The organism is Lentibacillus kimchii, assembly GCF_055381965.1.
Genome location: NZ_AP043934.1, coordinates 517,156 through 534,746 on the forward strand (window position 1 = coordinate 517,156; position 17,591 = coordinate 534,746).

General features: G+C 52.3%; 15 protein-coding genes, 1 pseudogene and 1 riboswitch. Of the genes and pseudogenes, 14 read left to right on the plus strand and 2 right to left on the minus strand.

The window, feature by feature from the left end; genetic code table 11:
* The first annotated feature begins 3 nt into the window (after window positions 1-3).
* The 6 genes and pseudogenes from hisD (at window position 4) to hisC (ending at window position 5,032) form a co-directional block, all read left to right on the plus strand.
* A complete protein-coding gene (gene hisD / locus ACZ444_RS03130) occupies window positions 4-1,305 on the plus strand; it encodes a histidinol dehydrogenase (RefSeq protein WP_382358769.1) in 1,302 nt (433 codons plus the stop codon).
* Window positions 1,280-1,864, plus strand: coding sequence for an imidazoleglycerol-phosphate dehydratase HisB (hisB, locus tag ACZ444_RS03135; protein WP_382358768.1), 585 nt, complete (start codon window positions 1,280-1,282; stop codon window positions 1,862-1,864). Before hisD ends, hisB begins: the two co-directional genes overlap by 26 nt.
* A gap of 21 nt (window positions 1,865-1,885) precedes the next feature.
* A complete protein-coding gene (hisA, locus tag ACZ444_RS03140; RefSeq protein ID WP_382358767.1) occupies window positions 1,886-2,596 on the plus strand; it encodes a 1-(5-phosphoribosyl)-5-[(5-phosphoribosylamino)methylideneamino]imidazole-4-carboxamide isomerase in 711 nt (236 codons plus the stop codon).
* A gap of 2 nt (window positions 2,597-2,598) precedes the next feature.
* A pseudogene (gene hisF / locus ACZ444_RS03145) lies at window positions 2,599-3,267 on the plus strand (imidazole glycerol phosphate synthase subunit HisF); the annotation flags it as partial.
* An 81-nt stretch (window positions 3,268-3,348) separates the two neighbouring features.
* A complete protein-coding gene (hisIE, locus tag ACZ444_RS03150; RefSeq protein WP_382358796.1) occupies window positions 3,349-3,984 on the plus strand; it encodes a bifunctional phosphoribosyl-AMP cyclohydrolase/phosphoribosyl-ATP diphosphatase HisIE in 636 nt (211 codons plus the stop codon).
* Entirely contained in the window at window positions 3,977-5,032 is a 1,056-nt protein-coding gene (gene hisC / locus ACZ444_RS03155) for a histidinol-phosphate transaminase (protein WP_382358766.1), read from the plus strand. The genes hisIE and hisC overlap by 8 nt, the downstream gene beginning before the upstream one ends.
* Window positions 5,033-5,269: 237 nt before the next feature.
* Here hisC and ade read toward each other — a convergent pair whose 3' ends face one another.
* On the minus strand, window positions 5,270-7,003 hold the full coding sequence (gene ade, locus ACZ444_RS03160) for an adenine deaminase (RefSeq protein WP_382358765.1): 1,734 nt from the start codon (window positions 7,001-7,003) through the stop codon (window positions 5,270-5,272).
* Between the two features lie 161 nt (window positions 7,004-7,164).
* Window positions 7,165-7,266, minus strand: a riboswitch (purine riboswitch).
* A 170-nt stretch (window positions 7,267-7,436) separates the two neighbouring features.
* Here ade and ACZ444_RS03165 point away from each other — a divergent pair.
* On the plus strand, window positions 7,437-8,234 hold the full coding sequence (locus ACZ444_RS03165; protein ID WP_382358764.1) for a YhfC family intramembrane metalloprotease: 798 nt from the start codon (window positions 7,437-7,439) through the stop codon (window positions 8,232-8,234).
* 67 nt (window positions 8,235-8,301) lie between these two features.
* Here the strand turns inward: ACZ444_RS03165 and ACZ444_RS03170 are convergent, their stop codons facing one another.
* Window positions 8,302-9,930, minus strand: coding sequence for an AMP-binding protein (locus ACZ444_RS03170; protein ID WP_382358763.1), 1,629 nt, complete (start codon window positions 9,928-9,930; stop codon window positions 8,302-8,304).
* 188 nt (window positions 9,931-10,118) lie between these two features.
* Here ACZ444_RS03170 and ACZ444_RS03175 point away from each other — a divergent pair, with 188 nt between their 5' ends.
* The 7 genes from ACZ444_RS03175 (at window position 10,119) to ACZ444_RS03205 (ending at window position 17,581) form a co-directional block, all read left to right on the plus strand.
* Complete coding sequence (locus tag ACZ444_RS03175) at window positions 10,119-11,741, plus strand: ABC transporter substrate-binding protein (protein ID WP_464433569.1); 1,623 nt, start codon at window positions 10,119-10,121, stop codon at window positions 11,739-11,741.
* The gene (locus ACZ444_RS03180; protein WP_382358761.1) at window positions 11,725-12,738 is read left to right on the plus strand and encodes an ABC transporter permease; all 1,014 of its coding nucleotides are present in this window, start codon (window positions 11,725-11,727) and stop codon (window positions 12,736-12,738) included. The genes ACZ444_RS03175 and ACZ444_RS03180 overlap by 17 nt, the downstream gene beginning before the upstream one ends.
* A complete protein-coding gene (locus ACZ444_RS03185) occupies window positions 12,735-13,598 on the plus strand; it encodes an ABC transporter permease (protein ID WP_382358760.1) in 864 nt (287 codons plus the stop codon). Before ACZ444_RS03180 ends, ACZ444_RS03185 begins: the two co-directional genes overlap by 4 nt.
* A gap of 14 nt (window positions 13,599-13,612) precedes the next feature.
* The gene (locus ACZ444_RS03190) at window positions 13,613-14,587 is read left to right on the plus strand and encodes an oligopeptide/dipeptide ABC transporter ATP-binding protein (RefSeq protein WP_382358759.1); all 975 of its coding nucleotides are present in this window, start codon (window positions 13,613-13,615) and stop codon (window positions 14,585-14,587) included.
* The gene (locus ACZ444_RS03195; protein WP_464433570.1) at window positions 14,484-15,194 is read left to right on the plus strand and encodes an ABC transporter ATP-binding protein; all 711 of its coding nucleotides are present in this window, start codon (window positions 14,484-14,486) and stop codon (window positions 15,192-15,194) included. Before ACZ444_RS03190 ends, ACZ444_RS03195 begins: the two co-directional genes overlap by 104 nt.
* A gap of 105 nt (window positions 15,195-15,299) precedes the next feature.
* Window positions 15,300-15,428, plus strand: a complete 129-nt coding sequence (locus ACZ444_RS03200) for a hypothetical protein (protein WP_382358757.1) — start codon at window positions 15,300-15,302, stop codon at window positions 15,426-15,428.
* Between the two features lie 323 nt (window positions 15,429-15,751).
* On the plus strand, window positions 15,752-17,581 hold the full coding sequence (locus ACZ444_RS03205) for a polysaccharide biosynthesis protein (protein WP_382358756.1): 1,830 nt from the start codon (window positions 15,752-15,754) through the stop codon (window positions 17,579-17,581).
* Window positions 17,582-17,591 lie beyond the last annotated feature (10 nt).

Here is a 17,591-nt window from a genome sequence, read left to right on the forward strand (position 1 = left end):
ATCATGGAAATCATGACACAGGAGCAATTTGCTGAACGGCAGGGGCGCCGGCAACCATCCGGCGGGCACCAGCAGCTGGATGAAGCGGTGCAGGCAATCATCCGTCAGGTGCAACAGGATGGCGACAGGGCGCTATTTGACCTGACGGCGCAGTTTGACGGTGTGCAGCTGGCGGATCTTGCTGTTTCGCGTCCTGAAATAAATGCGGCACGGGAAAATGTGACGGATGCTTTTATGGATGCTCTTGCAGAAGCCCGTGATAATATCACAGCGTTTCATGAGGCCCAGCAAGAGGCCTCCTGGTTTCTGGAACAGACGAATGCGAAACAGCTCGGCCAGAAAGTAACGCCGATTGAAAAAGTCGGCTTGTATATCCCAGGGGGAACAGCTGCGTATCCGTCGACCGTCTTGATGAATGCGATTCCTGCCCGGATTGCCGGCGTGAAGCAGATCATCATGACCACACCACCCGGTCCGGATGGCCGGATTTCCGATGAAGTCCTTGCAGCAGCTGATCTGGCGGGGGTGACAGCCATTTATAAGCTGGGAGGAGCGCAGGCAATCGCGGCGCTTGCTTATGGAACAGAAAGCATTGACCGCGTCTCTAAGATTACCGGCCCTGGAAATGCCTATGTGGCGCGTGCCAAGAAGTGGGTGTACGGTGATGTGGCGATTGATATGATCGCCGGTCCCAGTGAGATTTGTATCGTGGCGGATGACACAGCACCACCGTCGTTTGCAGCGGCTGACCTTTTGTCACAGGCAGAACATGATACGGATGCAGCAGCGATTTGTATCACAAACTCTTCCTCGGAAGCGAAGGCCATTCAAGCAGAAATTGAAAAACAGATAGACCAATTGGAGCGCAAAGCCATTATTGATCAAGCGTTTGATCAACACGGGGCGATTGTTGTTGTGAACCGTCTCGATGAGGCTTTTGACATCGTAAATGATCTGGCGCCGGAGCATTTGCAGCTGATGCTGGCTGATGCCGGGGCGTATGTCGATCGCGTGCAGAACGCGGGAGCTATTTTTCTCGGTCATTATTCACCGGAACCGCTGGGTGATTATTTTGCCGGGCCCAATCATACACTTCCGACATCAGGAACAGCCAAATTTGCCTCACCGCTCGGCGTGTATGATTTTATAAAAAGAACCAGCATTATCGAATACAGTGCCAGCGCGCTCGAACAGGCGGCTGACCAGATTGACCGATTGGCCCGGTCGGAGCAGCTGACAGCACATGCGAATTCAGTGCAGATAAGAAAGGAGGCTAATCATGCGGCAAAGCGTTCTCAGTCGTGAAACGTCCGAAACAGCGATTCGTCTGGACTGGCATCTGGACGGTGAAGGCAACGCGTCAATCCAGTCCGGTGTCGGGTTTTTGGATCATATGCTGACGCTGGCGGCGAAACATGGTTTATTTGATCTGTCGCTCACCTGTGCTGGTGACTTAGAGGTGGATCAGCATCATACGGTCGAAGATAGCGCAATTTTGCTGGGGCAGGCTTTTCGTGAGGCTCTGGGCGATAAAGCCGGCATCACCCGGTATGCGACGGTGACAACACCGATGGATGAGGCGCTTGCAACCGTGTCGCTGGATATCAGTGGCCGGAGTTATCTCGTGTATCATGTGGAGGGATTAAAGGATAAAGCGGGGCAGTTTGATACCGAACTAGTGAAGGAATTTTTCCTCGCCTTTGCCCGCCATGCTGGGGTGACACTGCACATTAATCTTGCCTATGGTGAGAACACCCACCATATGATTGAAGCCATTTTCAAAGGATTCGGCCGGGCGCTTGATGAAGCAAGCCGCATCAGTGGGCGTATGACAGGTATTCCCAGCACGAAAGGCATGCTGTAGCAGATAAAAAGGGGTGAGTCTATGATTCTATTGCCAGCGATTGATATCCGGGATGGCAAGTGTGTCCGTCTGATTCAGGGTGATTATGCCCGGGAGCATGTTTACAGTGACTCACCGGCAGCGATGGCAGAAAAATGGGAGAGCGCTCAGGCGCCGTATCTGCACATTGTGGATCTGGACGGCGCCAAAGCTGGCCAAGCCGTAAATAAGGAGCTGATCGCGCAAATTGCCGCGAAGGTCTCGATCCCGCTGCAGGTCGGCGGCGGCATCCGGTCATTCGAGCAGCTGGAAGCTTATCTAAACGCCGGGGTGGATCGCGTGATTCTCGGGACGGCTGCTCTTGCAGATCGCCAATTTCTGGCTAAGGCTTTGCACGTCTATGGTGATCGCATTGCTGTCTCGGTCGATGCTAAGGATGGATTGATTGCAACAGACGGCTGGACGGCGACAAGTCGTGTGCGGGCGCTTGACTTTATCCAGGAATTGGCGGCAAGCGGTGTTAAGACCGTGATTTATACAGATATTTCCAAAGATGGGATGCTGCAGGGACCGAATATAGCGGAGCTTGAGGCCATTCAGCATGCGTCAGCGATTAACGTGATTGCCTCAGGTGGCATTACGAGCGAAGAAGACGTGAGACGATTGCGTGACATGAATATGTACGGCGCCATTGTCGGAAAAGCTTTATACGATGGCACCACGACACTGAAACAACTTTTGGAGGTGTGTTAAACATGACGGCTAAACGGATTATTCCCTGCCTCGATGTTGCGGACGGGCGCGTTGTGAAGGGGCAAAAGTTTCAAAATATAAAAGATGTCGCTGACCCGGTGACATTAGCCAAACAGTATGATCAGGACGGCGCGGATGAGCTGGTTTGTTATAACATTGCTGCTGATCCGGATGGGTGGTCCGGCTACCTTGATGTCGTCCGGCAGCTCGCCGCGGGTGTTAAGGCTCCTTTGACAGCAGGCGGCGGCATCAAGACACTCGGACAGATGCAGCAGCTGCGCGATGCCGGGGCTGCTAAATTATCGATCAACACTGCTGCTGTCAGCGATCCCGATTTGATCGCCGCGGCAGCTGACCAATTTGGACCGGAACGGGTGGTGCTCTCGATTGATGCTGCAGCTTCCCGTGATGGCAGCTGGCACGTGTATCAAAACGGCGGCCAGACCGATACCGGGCTTGATGCTGTGGACTGGGCCGTGAGAGGCGAACAGCTCGGAGCGGGCGAATTGGTTCTGAATGCGATTCATACGGACGGAGAACAAAATGGCTATGATCTTGAGCTGATCGAGGCGGTTGCCCGTCGTGTGCAAATTCCAATTATTGCGAGCGGCGGCGCCGGAAGTGTTGCGCATATCCTGGACGCGCTTAAGCCGAACAGGGCAGATGCTGCGCTTGGTGCTTCGGTGTTTCATTATGGCGTGCTGACGATTCGTGACTTAAAAGCGGAAATAGACGGTCATCAGGACGCGGGGATGATGCCGGATACATTGCAATTTGACGAGAACGGCCTGCTTCCAGCGATTATTCAGGACGCGCGGGACGGGCGTGTGCTGACCCTTGCTTATATGAACCGGACAGCGCTCGATAAAACGCTGGAAACGGGGGAAACATGGCTCTTCAGTCGAACGCGACAGACCTTGTGGCATAAAGGCGAAACATCCGGCAATACGCAGACGGTAAAACACATCGCGTATGACTGTGATCAGGACGCGCTGCTTGTTCAGGTGGAACCGCTCGGCCCGGCCTGTCACACCGGCGAGATGACGTGCTTTCATCAGTCGCTTTATGCAGAAGAGACGCCGGAGCCGGACGTTGTGACACAGCTGGTCCAGCGCATTCATAACCGGCATGAAAAGCCCGCAGAGGGAACATACACGAACTATCTTTTCCAGGAAGGGATCGATAAAATCCTGAAAAAGGTCGGCGAAGAGACAAGTGAAGTGATTATTGGCGCGAAAAATCAGGATACGGCGGAAACGACGTGGGAAATCGCTGATCTGACTTACCACACGCTTGTTTTAATGGAAGTGCTCGGTATCTCCGTCGCTGATATTAAACGTGAACTCTACCGCCGGCAGCTGGAAAAGGAAGGTGACGAACGTGTCTAAATTCTGGAGTGAGGCGCTCAAGCGCACCGAGCCCTATGTTCCGGGTGAGCAGCCCAGCCAGTCGGATATTTTAAAATTAAACACGAACGAAAATCCCTATCCGCCATCGCCTCATGTGGTGGAGGCGATACAGGCGGCAGCGCAGCAACAGCTGCAGCGCTACCCGCCGCCCAGCCTTGATTATCTGCGCGAGACAATCGCGGCCGATCAGCAGCTTCACAAGGAAAATGTTTTTGTGGGCAATGGATCAGATGAGGTGCTTGCCTTTTCGTTTATGGCGTTTTTTGACCCTGGGCGGCCGATTCTGTTTCCGGAGGTGTCCTACAGCTTTTATCCGGTTTATGCGCAGTTATTTAATATACCCTATCAGGAAGTGCCGCTCACGACTGATTTCCGTTTGCCGGCGGAAGCCTTTTTTCAGGCAGAAGGCGGCGTGATTTTCCCCAATCCGAATGCGCCGACGAGTGTGTATTTGCCGCTGGAGCGTATTGAAGCGATCTTGCAACATAATCCGGATCAGGTCGTTATTATAGACGAGGCTTATATTGATTTTGCGGAGGCTTCAGCTGTCCCGCTGATTAATACGTACGCTAATCTGCTTATCGTCCAGACGATGTCTAAATCACGTTCGCTTGCTGGTTTGCGCGTGGGTTTTGCGCTGGGCCAGCCTGAGCTTATCGAAGGCTTGCTGCGGCTGAAGGATTCCTTTAATTCTTATACCGTTGATCGTCTGGCTATTGCGGGAGCGGCGGCTGCGCTCGAGGATAGGGATTATTTCGCTGAGACAACCCGGCAGATCATCGCGACGCGGGAGTGGTTTGCCGGAGAGCTCAAGTCGCGCGGGTTTTCCGTCCTGCCGTCGCAGACCAATTTTGTTTTTGTCCGGCATCCGGCTTATGAGGCCGGAGCACTGTACGAGCAGCTGAAACAGCGGGGAATTATGGTCAGACACTTCAACAAGCCGCAGATAAAAGACTACCTCCGCATAACAATTGGAACACAAGATAACATGAAAGAAGTACTGGCAGCGCTGGATGAACTCGGGTAAAGGGTTGGTTCGGGGTGCCTGGCAGCTCACCTTAAACAGCGGAGGAAAAGACGGAGACTCCTGCGGGAGCAAAGGATAGGTGAGACCCCGGAGCGCGCCGGCGCGCGAGGAGGCTCACCAGCCGCCCGCGGAAAGCGACGTCTATTTCCAGAGCGGTTTAGTCACGCATGCTGCCCGGGTACCAGGTACATACATAATTCAGATAGTTCCCAATTGTGTATGTACCTGGCACCTACCTTATACAGATACGGGCACGAATGTAAATTTTGTTACGTCGACGAGGCCCAGGTCTGTGATTTTGAGGGTGGGGATGACGGCTAGTGACATGAAGCCCAGTGTCATGATGGGATCAACGTCTTCCGCGATTCCAAGGACGTCGCGTGCTGTTTGATTAATGGTGGTTTGCTGGGAGGCGACTTCTTCTCCCGAAAGATGGCTCATCAAACCGCCTGCTGGAAGTGCCATGCTGCCGATAACCTTTCCATTATCAACCAGGACCACACCGCCGTCTTGGTGTTGTAAGTTTTCAACAGCCACTGCCATATCCGCGTCGTTCGTTCCGGTTACAATCACGTTATGCGAGTCATGGGCGATCGAGATTCCGATAGCACCCCGGCTAATGCCATAATCCTTCAATAGTCCCACAAACACGTTCCCGGTATGGTGATGCCTTTCAACAACAGCAATTTTCGCAACCGGTTTTTCAGGATTATAAACAAACGCGCCCTTCTCGTCCTGGTCAACGTCAACGATGGCCTCATTGGTCAAAGCCTCTGTCTGATTAACTTCAATTGCCCGCGCTTGAGCTGTAGCCAGCGGCAGAGCGAGTTTGTCTTCTGAAAAATCGTTGATATGCATACTGGACTCGATAGGCGATATGTCTGCCCGGCTAACTGGCATGACGTACTTTCCCTGATCGGCAGCACGTTTGCCGTCAATATAGGTTTGTTCCACCACGGGATTAGCAAGATCACTGAAGATAACTAAATCAGCTTTCAGCCCCGGGGCGACGGCTCCCCGGTCGTTAAATCCACAGCTTTCGGCAGCATTAATCGTCGCCATTTGGATCGCCTGGATCGGATCAACACCTTCCTCTATACAGATGCGGATGGCGTTGTCCAAATGACCCTTTTCCAGGATGGTTTTGGCTTGCACATCATCGCCGCATAAAGCGCAGCGACGCGCATTGTGCGGTGTGACGCCTTTTAGAAGGGTGCGCAGATTCTGTGTTACAGAACCTTCCCTTAAAAAGACATACATTCCCTTTGAAATCCGCGATTGCAATTCCTCAGCGGTGGAGCACTCATGGTCGTTCTCCACCCCAGCGGCAATGTAGGCGTTAAGGTCTTTGCCGCTCACCATCGGACTGTGGCCATCGATGCGTTTATGCAGATTTTTCGCAGCTAACAGTTTATCCAGCGTGTCTGTCTCGGCTTGAATGACACCTGGGAAATTCATGAACTCGGCGAGACCTTGGGCTTTTCCTTCTTGCAAAGCTTCGGCCATATCGGAGGCATTCAACACCGATCCAGAATTCTCCATATTGGTAGCCGGCACGCAGGAAGGCAGCATATAGTGGATATCTAAAGCGGTGTGGCTCGCTGCTTCGATCATATAATCAAGCCCGGTAAGTCCCGCTGCATTCACGATCTCGTGAGGATCGGCCATCACGGTTGTTGTTCCGTGGGGGACAAGCAGCCGGCCAAATTCTTCCGGTGTTACATAGGAGGATTCGACATGAATATGCGGATCGATGAAGCCAGGCGCTATATAGTTTCCTTGTAAGTCGACCGTTTCCTTACCGTCGTACGTTTCGCCAACACCGGCAATTTTTCCTGCGACGATCGCCACATCACCTGTGAGAATAGCGCCTTGATAGACATCCACAATTTTGCCGTTTTTCAAAACCAGATCCGCGGGTTCACGACCTGCACTTACGTCTATCAATTGTTTTAATTCATTTCTATTCAACATTATCCCTCCAATGGTTGGACCGCTCAGCAAAGGGTTTATAGCCTTCATTGCCGCATCCTATAAAAAAACCGAAGAACCAGTGCACACTCAATCATCCTATGAGTGAGCAAAAGGTCTTCGGGTTACGCGCCGAAAAAGAATAGACTTAAAACATCTATGATTATCCCATTGCTGCTCATAGTCAGTTTATTTACGGTAAACTGGTAGAAACGCGCAAGCCATATCCTTGCAATTATATGAGTGAATACCACTATCATTTTTTAGATGTCTCTCATTATAACATCCTGTTTTGCTGGGTGCCAGGTACATACACAACTCAGATTATTCAGAATTGTGTATGTACCTGGCACCTGATTCAAACGATTGAATGTATGATATCATAAGACAAGCTGCCTTTTTTTTCAAAGTGGCAAGGATGGAGGGTATTTATTTGGTAAGTTCATGGTCGATTGTGTTTATGGTTATGTCGCTTTTGCTATCGCTGATCATACCGATTGCTGGCTGGATTTATATGAAACGGTCCTATCGCATTGACTGGAAGCCAGTCCTGGTCGGTGTGGCTATATTCATCGTTTTCTCGCAATTATTGGAGTCCATATTGAATGGCTATGTTTTGCAGGGAAATGATGTCACCAGTGAATGGCTGACAAATCCGTATCTGTACGCACTGTACGGCGCACTGGCCGCTGGTGTGTTTGAAGAAGTCGGACGGTATGTCGGATTTCGCTTGATCTTAACACCATTTCGGGACTGGAAGGACGGTATCGCTTACGGTATTGGGCACGGCGGAATTGAGGCGATTCTCGTGGGTGCCATAGCAAGTGTTCAGTCCATTATCGTCGCTGTCATGATTAATACGGGGCAGTTTGCGGACATGCTGCAGAGTATGGGCGACGCATCACTGCAGTTACAGGTTATGCAGGATCAGCTGACCCAGGCGCCGGCCTATATGTTTTTCCTGGTTGGTGTGGAGCGGCTCCTGACCTTTGCGCTGCAGCTGGCCTTATCATTAATGGTGCTCTACAGTGTCAGCAGAAGCAGGATCCGTTTTCTGTTCTATGCGATCCTGATTCATACGGCTGTCAATTTTATCTCGATTATGCTGACGCAAGCCTTTCAGTTAAACGGCCTAATAGCCGAAATCTTTTTGTTAATCGTTGCGCTTGCCTCGCTCAGATTTATTAAACGATCGAAGCGTTTATTCAGTGATTCAGCAGATGCTCAATAAAATGACAAGCAGGAGCTCTTCCCGTTTGCTGCGGCAGTGGGGAAGAGCTCCTGCTGTGAGTCCGTAATCAGGTCACGTTCTGTTTGACTTCTTCACGCAGTTTAAACTTCTGGATTTTTCCGCTTGGCGTGCGCGGCAAATCCTCATACACCTGCAAGTATTCCGGCCAGTATTGTTTGGCAAGACCTTGCTCATGTAAGAATGTTTGTAATTCGTCCATGGTCAGCGATGTTTCGTCGTTCGGTATGACGCAGGCACACGCACGTTCCTGCATGCGCGGATCAGGCACGGCTACGACTGAGGCACTTGCAATCGATGGATGCTTATACAGCACGTCTTCCACGTAGGCTACCGGAATATTTTCACCGCCCCGGATAATCAGATCTTTAGACCGGCCGGAAATGCTCATATGCCCGCTTTCATCCATTATGGCCAGATCCCCGGTGATAAACCAGTCCTGATTGAATTCCTCCTGGGTTTTCGCCAGACGTTTGGCATAGCCGGCAAACACGAATGAACCGCGCACCTCGAGGTTCCCCTCAGTCCCATAGGGGAGCTCTGTGCCCTGATCGTCGGTAACGCGTATTTCTGTTCCCTCGCTAATGGGAATGCCGTCGGATGAGATAATCACATCAGCCGGATCATCGAGGCTGCTCACGGTCACGATCGCATCTTCTGTTTGGCCCCAGGCGCCCAGCACCTTACAGTTTGGCAATTTTTCCAGGGCCTCTTCCAGCAGAGGCTTGGGAATCGGCGCTCCTGCACAAACGAAAATGCGCAGTGATGAGATATCCCGGTCCTCCAGATTGCTGGCGTTCAGTAAATCGTGCAGAAACGGTGTTGCGCCAAATGTGACGGTGATCTGTTCCTGTTCAATCATCTCAACGAATTCTTCTGCATTCCACACGTCCTGATAAACGCCTTTAGCACCGCACTGCACCGGCATGCGTGATCCGTACAGAAACCCTGTCTGATGGGCAAAAGTTGAAGCCATATGAACGACATCGCTGTCCGTCAGACCTAGATGATCAATCATGCCTTGTGTTGCGCAGGTTAGCGTGTTGTGGGTATGCAGCACCCCTTTTGGCTCCCCTGTTGTTCCTGACGTGAAAATAATTTCAGAAACGTCGTTCGGATCAGCGTCCACTTCCTCCGCATTCTGGCCGGACTGGCGGTTATCCTTCATCCACGTATCATAGCTAAGTGACGTATCATAGTCCGGTTCGCCTACGATAATGACCGATTTTAATGCGGGCAGGTCAGGTTTCAGCTGGTGAATCATTTCTTCATAATCAAAATTCCGGAATTGTTTGGGTGCTATATAGACTTCCGTTTCAGCAAGGTCCGCCATATAACGGATTTCCTGTTCCCGGTAGATTGGGACAAGCGGATTGGTAACGGCTCCTAAAAAAGTGGCCGCATAATGGAAAATAATAAATTCCACCCAGTTCGGCAGCTGCAGCGAGATAACCGTATCCTTCTCGACACCCAGTTCCGCAAGACCAGCGGCACAGTACTGCACTTCCTCAGCTAGTTCATGATAGGTCAGTCTGGTATAGCCGTCAAAAACTGCTTCAGAGTCAGGACAGGCATCAACACACTGGTTGAGGTGGTCCAAGACCGTTTCCATCCGCCACAATCCGTTCTGTTCCATTTCTTTGATTTGTTCAGATGTTATGAGTGTTTCGAATGGCATGATGATTCCTCCTTATGATTATCGGACGCATGTGATAAATAACCCCATTTAAGTATTGTGTATTTTTTGATTATAATAAAATTTCATATAAATAGCAATGGATAGAAGGCCCAGCAATGCCTGGTGCATGAAACCATTAAGACACGCATAGTTATGTGATGACGACAGAACAACTGGAGGAATGCCCGATGCGTCTGAAACGATCGATGATGGTCATCATGATGGCGCTGCTAACAGCTGCTCTGGGTGCTTGCGCATCAGCCGAGGAGGATGCTGGTTCAGCGGAAACGGCGGATGCCTCCAAGGGCAAAGATTTGGTGCTGGCAATCGGCGGTGAGCCTGATGAGGGCTTTGATCCAACCACCGGCTGGGGCCAGTACGGCTCGCCTTTGTTTCAGAGTACGCTCTTAACGTATGATGAGGACCTTGCTATCCAGAAGGACCTCGCAACCGATTATCACGTCAGTGACGATGGTTTGGAATGGACAATTGCCATACGGGAAGACGTGCAGTTTTCCGATGGGGAAGACTTGACCGCCAGGGATGTTGTGTTTACATATAAAACCGCCCAGACGAGCGGCTCGGTGATTGATTTGAGCAATGTCAAATCGATTGAAAAGGCGGACGCCCACACGATGACGTTCACCTTAAAAGAGCCGGATTCCACGTTTATCGATCAATTAGCAAGGATCGGGATTGTTCCGGAGCACGCGTATGATGAGGCGTATAATGAGCATCCCATCGGTTCAGGCCCCTTTCAGCTCGTTGAATGGCGTAAAGGCCAGCAATTAATTGTCGAGGCCAATCCGCATTACTACGGAGACCCGCCCAATTTTGAAAAGCTGACCTTCTTGTTTTTGGAAGAGGACGCGGCCTTTGCTGCAGCGCAGGCGGGTGAAGCAGATGTAGCGGCTGTTCCGCCATCGCTAGCGGATGAGACGGTTGAAGGCATGCGGCTCGTTGATCTGCAGAGTGTGGATAACCGGGGTGTCATGCTGCCTTATCCCGAAGCCGGCGGTGAGACAGAAGAAGGGTATCCGCTCGGAAATGCTGTAACATCGGACAGAGCTATCCGAAAAGCGATGAATATCGCAGTCGACCGCGAAGGTTTGGTGGACGGTGTTCTGGAAGGTTACGGCACACCGGCTTATACCATAGCTGATGACTTGCCCTGGTGGAATCCGGATACGGTCATTGAGGATAACCGGCTGGCTGATGCCAAACGTCTTCTTGCTGAGGCCGGCTGGCAGGAAAATGATGCAGGCGTCCGTGAAAAAGACGGTGTGGAGGCGTCGTTCACATTGTATTATCCGTCTGATGATCACATCCGGCAATCCTTAGCGCTGGCGTTTGCGAGTCAGATGGAACCATTAGGGCTGTCTATCAGCACAGAAGGTAAAAGCTGGGATGAACTGGAAAGGCTCATGCCAGCGAATCCGGTCATGATGGGCTATGGCAATCAAACACCGCTGGAGATGTATCACACCTATAGCAGCCATACAAAAGCTGAAAGTCTGAATAACGCCAATTATTACAGCAATCCGGACGTTGACCGCTATATGGAACAGGCGATGCGGGCCACATCGCAGGAAGCGGCCAATGCATTCTGGAAAAAGGCTCAGTGGGACGGCGAGACAGGTTTCACGGCAAAGGGGGATGCCCCGTGGGTATGGCTTGTGAACATTGAGCATACGTATTTTATAAAGGATGATTTAAAGATTGGCGAGCAGCGCATCCAGCCGCACGGGCACGGCTGGCCTATAACGGACGCCATTGAAAACTGGCACTGGCAAGATGCGGAGGAAGGCTGACACATTGCGGTTCCGACCTGTGTTGCGGCTGATCGCGAAAAAAACGCTAAAACTCACGACCCTGCTTATCGCTGTCAGCATCCTGGCCTTCATGCTTGTCAGTTATTCGCCGATTGACCCGGTCCGTTCCTACGTCGGCGGGGATATGGCACGCCTGAGTTCGGAGCAGCAGGAAAACATAGCTGCGTACTGGGGCCTGAATGCGTCCGGGTATCAGCAATTTATCAGCTGGGGAAAAGCTGTTCTGCACGGGAATCTTGGCACATCACTGGTGTTTCGGCAGCCGGTTGCCGAGGTGATTGTGGAACGATTCAGTGCTTCCCTCGTTCTGATGGGGGCTGCCTGGCTCTTATCCGGCATCATCGGTTTTCTGGCCGGTCTTATCGCGGGTATGCGTGAAGGGACGGTGCTCGACCGCCTGATTAAAGGCTTTTGTTTCACCATGGCCTCGACACCGCCGTTTTGGCTGGGCCTGTTATTGCTTATGCTGTTTTCCGCGTCCCTGGGCTGGTTCCCGGTAGGGCTGTCTTCACCGGCCGGAGAAGTGGCCGCGGACGTCACCCTGGCCGAACAGCTGAAGCATTTGGTTCTGCCGGCTCTAACATTAAGCATAACCGGTATGGCCAACGTCGCTCTGCATACACGGCAAAAACTGACCGAAGTTCTGCATAGCGAATTCATCCGCTATGCGCGGGCGAAAGGGGAGCGGGGTTTTTCCCTGTTGTGGCGTCACGGCTTGCGCAACGTTTCGCTTCCTGCGATATCGCTGCATTTCGCCTCATTCAGTGAATTGTTTGGCGGCGCGGTGCTGGCAGAACAGGTTTTTGCCTATCCCGGACTCGGGCAGGCTGTCGTCCAGGCCGGCCTATCGAGCGATGTGCCGCTGCTCTTGGGGATCGTGTTGTTCAGCACCATTTTTGTGTTTGTGGGCAACACGCTGGCGGATGGGCTGTACCGGCTGGTTGATCCGCGGATCAGAAAGGACGAAGCAACATGAATGAACAAACAGCCGTGGGTGTCTCTGCTGGCAAACGGAAAAAATGGTCAATTCGGAAAAAGGCAGTCCTCATGATTGTCCTGGCTGCTCTGCTGCTCACCGGCATGCTTGCTGCTGGCTGGCTGATCAGTCCGGACAAATTGGCGGTCAATTTAGCTGCTAGAAACGGGCAGCCATCGCTCGGACATTTATTTGGCACGGATTGGATGGGACGGGATATGCTAGCTCGTACCTTTAAGGGTCTCACCCTGAGTTTTGGTGTGGGCGTCCTGGCATCTCTGGTCAGCGTCATCATAGCGCTGCTGCTGAGTTTGCTGGCCTCGGTCCATCAGGTGTTTGATACGGTCGTTACCTGGCTGATTGATTTGTTTCTCAGTCTGCCGCATATCGTGATTCTGATTTTAATTTCCTTTGCGCTGGGCGGCGGTTTTAAAGGCGTGATTGTGGGTCTTGCGCTGACGCACTGGCCGGCGCTCACTCGCCTGTTGCGAGCCGAGGTGCTGCCGGTGCTGAACACCGACTATGTTGCGATTTCCCGCAGGCTCGGCCGATCACGTTTCTGGATTGCCCGGCAGCATCTCTTGCCACATTTAACCTCGCAGCTCCTGATCGGTTTTGTCTTATTATTTCCGCATGTGATTTTGCACGAAGCAGCGATCACGTTTTTAGGATTCGGTTTGCCTGCTGATGTGCCGGCTATCGGCGTAATTCTGTCAGAATCCATGCGTTATTTATCAACGGGCATGTGGTGGCTGGCGTTTTTCCCTGGGCTCATGCTGCTGTTAATGGTTGGCACCTTTGACATGCTGGGGCGCCACGTCCGGAAGCTGGCCGATCCGTTTCACAGTCAGAATGGTTGAAGGAGGACTGATACATGGTGCTGCCTGCTGCAGATAAGACGAGACGACCCTTCGCGGAACATGAAGGAGAACCGCTGTTTGAAGTGCAAAACATGTCCCTGACGTTTCATCAGTATCATAAAGGCTGGCAGGAGATGACGAGCCAGGTTATCAGTGATGTCGAGCTTGCCATCCATGAAGGTGAGGTCGTTGCAGTCGTGGGTGCCAGCGGTTCTGGGAAAAGCTTGCTGGCGGATGCCATTTTAGGCCTGCTGCCGGTGAATGCAGAAGTCAGCGGCCGCCTGTCGTTTGCTGGCGAGCCGCTTACAGACGGGCAGCAGGAGCGGCTGCGCGGCCGGGATATCACGCTGATTCCCCAGTCGATCAGCGCACTTGACCCCTTGATGAAAGTGGGCAAACAGGTGCAGCACATGCTCAAGGGAAAACATAAACAGGCTGAGCAGGAAGCGATTTTTCAGACGATGGGCCTGTCCCGTGATGCCGGGAAATGCTACCCGTTTGAACTATCCGGCGGCATGGCACGCCGTGTGCTGATAGCGGCAGCGCTGGCGAGTGATGCGTCGCTGATGATTGCGGATGAGCCGACCCCGGGGCTGGATGAGGCGGCGCTGACGGATGTTACCGCGAACATTCGCAAGCTCGCGGATGTCGGCAAAGGGGTCATGTTTGTCACCCACGATATCATGACAGCTCTCTCGGTTGCTGACAAAATCGCAGTGTTTTATGCCGGCGAAACGGTGGAAATCGCCAACGTGCAGGACTTTCAGGGAAACGGGGAAAACGTGCGCCATCCTTATACACGGGCGTTATGGAACGCGTTGCCACAGCAAACTTTTACGCCCATCGCAGGCTCACAGCCGCTTCCTGATGAAAAACCGGCGGGTTGTGCGTTTGCCCCGAGATGCCCGCTTGCCTCAGAAATCTGCTGGCAAACATCACCTCCATCGAAAACGCAGCATGGCGGGATGGTCAGGTGTTTTCATGCTTGAGGCGCGGGGACTTCGTTACGGGTATAAGCGGGATCAGCCGCTGTTCCATAATCTATCCATAACGATCGCACCGGGTGAAATTGTCGGGCTGTCTGGCCAGAGCGGCACAGGCAAAACGACGCTCGCAAAACTATTGGCTGGGTTTGCGAAGCCGGATGCGGGCCATATTTTGCTGGATGGGCATGCGCTGCCTGCAAGCGGGGTGCACCCGGTTCAGCTGGTTTTGCAGCATCCCGAGCACGCTGTTAACCCCCGCTGGAAAATGAAAAAAATCCTCGCTGAAGGGGGCGGGGCTGGTCATAATTTCCTGGAGACGCTGGGCATTTCCCGGGCGTGGCTGGAGCGGTACCCGCGTGAGCTGTCCGGCGGTGAACTGCAGCGGTTTTGCCTGGCGCGCGCCCTTGGTTCGGCAGCCGATTATCTGATCGCGGATGAGATGACCACGATGCTTGACGCAGTCACACAGGCACAGATCTGGGAGGCCGTTTTACACATGCGCAACGAATGGGGGTTCGGCGTGCTCGCCATCAGTCATGACCAAGCGCTGCTAAAGCGGGTTGCAGACCGGCTGGTTTCTTTTCCCGAGCTGCTGCAGCCGGCTGACTGAGACGTTTCAGGCAAATCATGCTTGCCACAGCTGTCGCTGAAACAGCAGAATAAACGAAAGCCTTGCTGGAAAGACCTGCGGTGGTATGTCAAGAAGGAAATAAATATGGCATTATCAAGGTGCGATTGGACGAAAAAAGGCAATACTGAACTAGACCAGCAAAGTAAACTGAAGACAAGCCGCGTTACCTGGAACGACAGGCGGCGACTCCTGCGGGAACAGCACGAGTCTTGAGACCCCACAGCGAGCGGTTTTTTGCGAGCGAGGAGGCTCAAGCCGTGCCCGCGGAAAGCGTCCGCCTGTCGTGTAAGGTAACGGGGGATATAATCTTTTCAGCCTGACACTTACAAGTATCAATTTCATGGGACTGAACTAACGTATAAGTACACCACATGCAAGATTGCTGATCAAGATGAAAAAGCTTTATGGCAGTCTGACCAGCATCCAGCTTCCCCCTGATAGAAAACTGTTGCGCTATGGCGAAATCTGTTATACTGGAATTCAGCGAACGAGCGTTTTCGTCTGACCTGCACATGAAAAGGGAAGGGGGGATATATGTGACCTATCGAACACGCCTGCTGTTGTTAATGTTTCTCGATTCAGTCATTGTCAGCACCGCACTTTTCATTGCTGCCTGGGTCACCTACCGGTCTAAAGATGTTTTCCAGCTTGACGCCATTGTCATCAGTGCTGTAGCTCTATTAATTTCGCATCATTTATTTGCCGCGGTGTACAAGCTGTACCATAAAGTGTGGGCATATGCGAGTGTCGGTGAACTGCTGGCGATTGTTAAATCGGTGACACTGTCCATTATCGTTGCTGGTCTCGTGCAAATGATTGCGGCTGATTTCACCCTTTATTCACGCGCGCTTCTTGTCACATGGCTCCTGCATGTCACACTGATTGGCGGATCACGTTTTGTTTGGCGCGTGTTTCACGACCGCTATATCGACGGGTATCAAGGCCAGAATCGCACCCTGATTGTCGGGGCTGGCGCTGCTGGCACCATGGTTGCCCGTCAGCTGCATAACCGGAATGAACACAAAGAGATACGGCCGATTGCTTTTGTCGATGATGACATGACGAAACAGCGTATGGAAATGTACGGCATCCCGGTGCTTGGCCGCATCCAGGATGTTCCCGCAATTGTCGACCAGCAGCAGATTGATCTTATCGTAATCGCCATACCGTCGCTTGCTAATGGCGAACTGAATACGATCGTGAATATATGCAGCCAGGCCGATGCAAAAGTGCAGCTGATTCCGAAGCTTGAGGATCTCCTGACCGGCCGTGTCGAGGTCAGCAGTCTTAAAAATGTTGATGAAAAGGAACTCTTGGGACGGGCCCCTGTAGAATTGGACATCGATGCCATTTCGCAATACGTCAGCGGACGTACGGTTCTGGTTACAGGTGCCGGCGGCTCGATTGGTTCGGAACTGTGCCGCCAGCTGATGCCATTCCAGCCCGGCCGGCTGCTGCTTGTCGGGCACGATGAATTCAGCATTTATCAGATCCATATGGAATTAAAGGACACATACGACAGTACTGCCACGGAGTTTGTCACGCTGATTGGTGATGTACGGGATAAAGACCGTATGTATGAAATTGTCCAGCAATACGCACCAGCGATTATCTATCATGCTGCTGCGCATAAACATGTCCCGCTTATGGAATACAACCCGCACGAAGCCGTGAAAAATAACGTGATCGGTACAAAAAATATGGCGGAAGCAGCGGATGCCTTTAACGTCAACACGTTTGTCCTGATTTCGACGGATAAAGCGGTCCGCCCGACGAACGTGATGGGGGCGACGAAACGCATCACGGAGATAATCATTCAGCATTTGAATCAAACCAGTCAGACAACATTTGCTGCGGTGCGCTTTGGCAATGTGCTCGGCAGCAGCGGCAGTGTCATTCCGCTGTTTAAAGATCAAATTGCCCGGGGCGGCCCGGTTACCGTGACGGACCCGGATATGGTGCGCTATTTTATGACGATTCCGGAAGCCTCCCGTCTGGTGATTCAGGCCGGAACACTTGCCAGGGGCGGGGAGATTTTCGTCCTCGATATGGGCGAACCTGTCAGGATTGTCGACCTTGCCCGCAACCTGATTAAACTCTCCGGCTACACGGAGACGGAAATCGGGATTGAATACAGCGGCATTCGCCCAGGTGAAAAGATGTTTGAAGAACCGCTGAGTGATGATGAAGTGCATCCCGGGGAAGTTTACGAGAAAATTTATGTCGGCCGGACACTCGAAGTGGATCCCCGTCTGATCACACGTCTCATCGAGCAGTTTTCGGACAAAGACGATACGCAATTAAAAGAAGCCCTGATGACGATTGTCCATACTGAGCGGACGGAGCTTGCCGCAAAAGGCTCCTGACCGGAATGGT

Bases quoted from the DNA above. Each gene is read 5' to 3' on its own strand.
- hisD (WP_382358769.1), top strand. From the start codon at position 4: ATGGAAATCATGACACAGGAGCAATTTGCTGAACGGCAGGGGCGCCGG.
- hisB (WP_382358768.1), top strand. From the start codon at position 1,280: ATGCGGCAAAGCGTTCTCAGTCGTGAAACGTCCGAAACAGCGATTCGT.
- hisA (WP_382358767.1), top strand. From the start codon at position 1,886: ATGATTCTATTGCCAGCGATTGATATCCGGGATGGCAAGTGTGTCCGT.
- hisIE (WP_382358796.1), top strand. From the start codon at position 3,349: ATGATGCCGGATACATTGCAATTTGACGAGAACGGCCTGCTTCCAGCG.
- ACZ444_RS03170 (WP_382358763.1), bottom strand. From the start codon at position 9,930: ATGCCATTCGAAACACTCATAACATCTGAACAAATCAAAGAAATGGAA.
- ACZ444_RS03175 (WP_464433569.1), top strand. From the start codon at position 10,119: ATGCGTCTGAAACGATCGATGATGGTCATCATGATGGCGCTGCTAACA.
- ACZ444_RS03180 (WP_382358761.1), top strand. From the start codon at position 11,725: ATGCGGAGGAAGGCTGACACATTGCGGTTCCGACCTGTGTTGCGGCTG.
- ACZ444_RS03185 (WP_382358760.1), top strand. From the start codon at position 12,735: ATGAATGAACAAACAGCCGTGGGTGTCTCTGCTGGCAAACGGAAAAAA.
- ACZ444_RS03190 (WP_382358759.1), top strand. From the start codon at position 13,613: ATGGTGCTGCCTGCTGCAGATAAGACGAGACGACCCTTCGCGGAACAT.
- ACZ444_RS03200 (WP_382358757.1), top strand. From the start codon at position 15,300: ATGGCATTATCAAGGTGCGATTGGACGAAAAAAGGCAATACTGAACTA.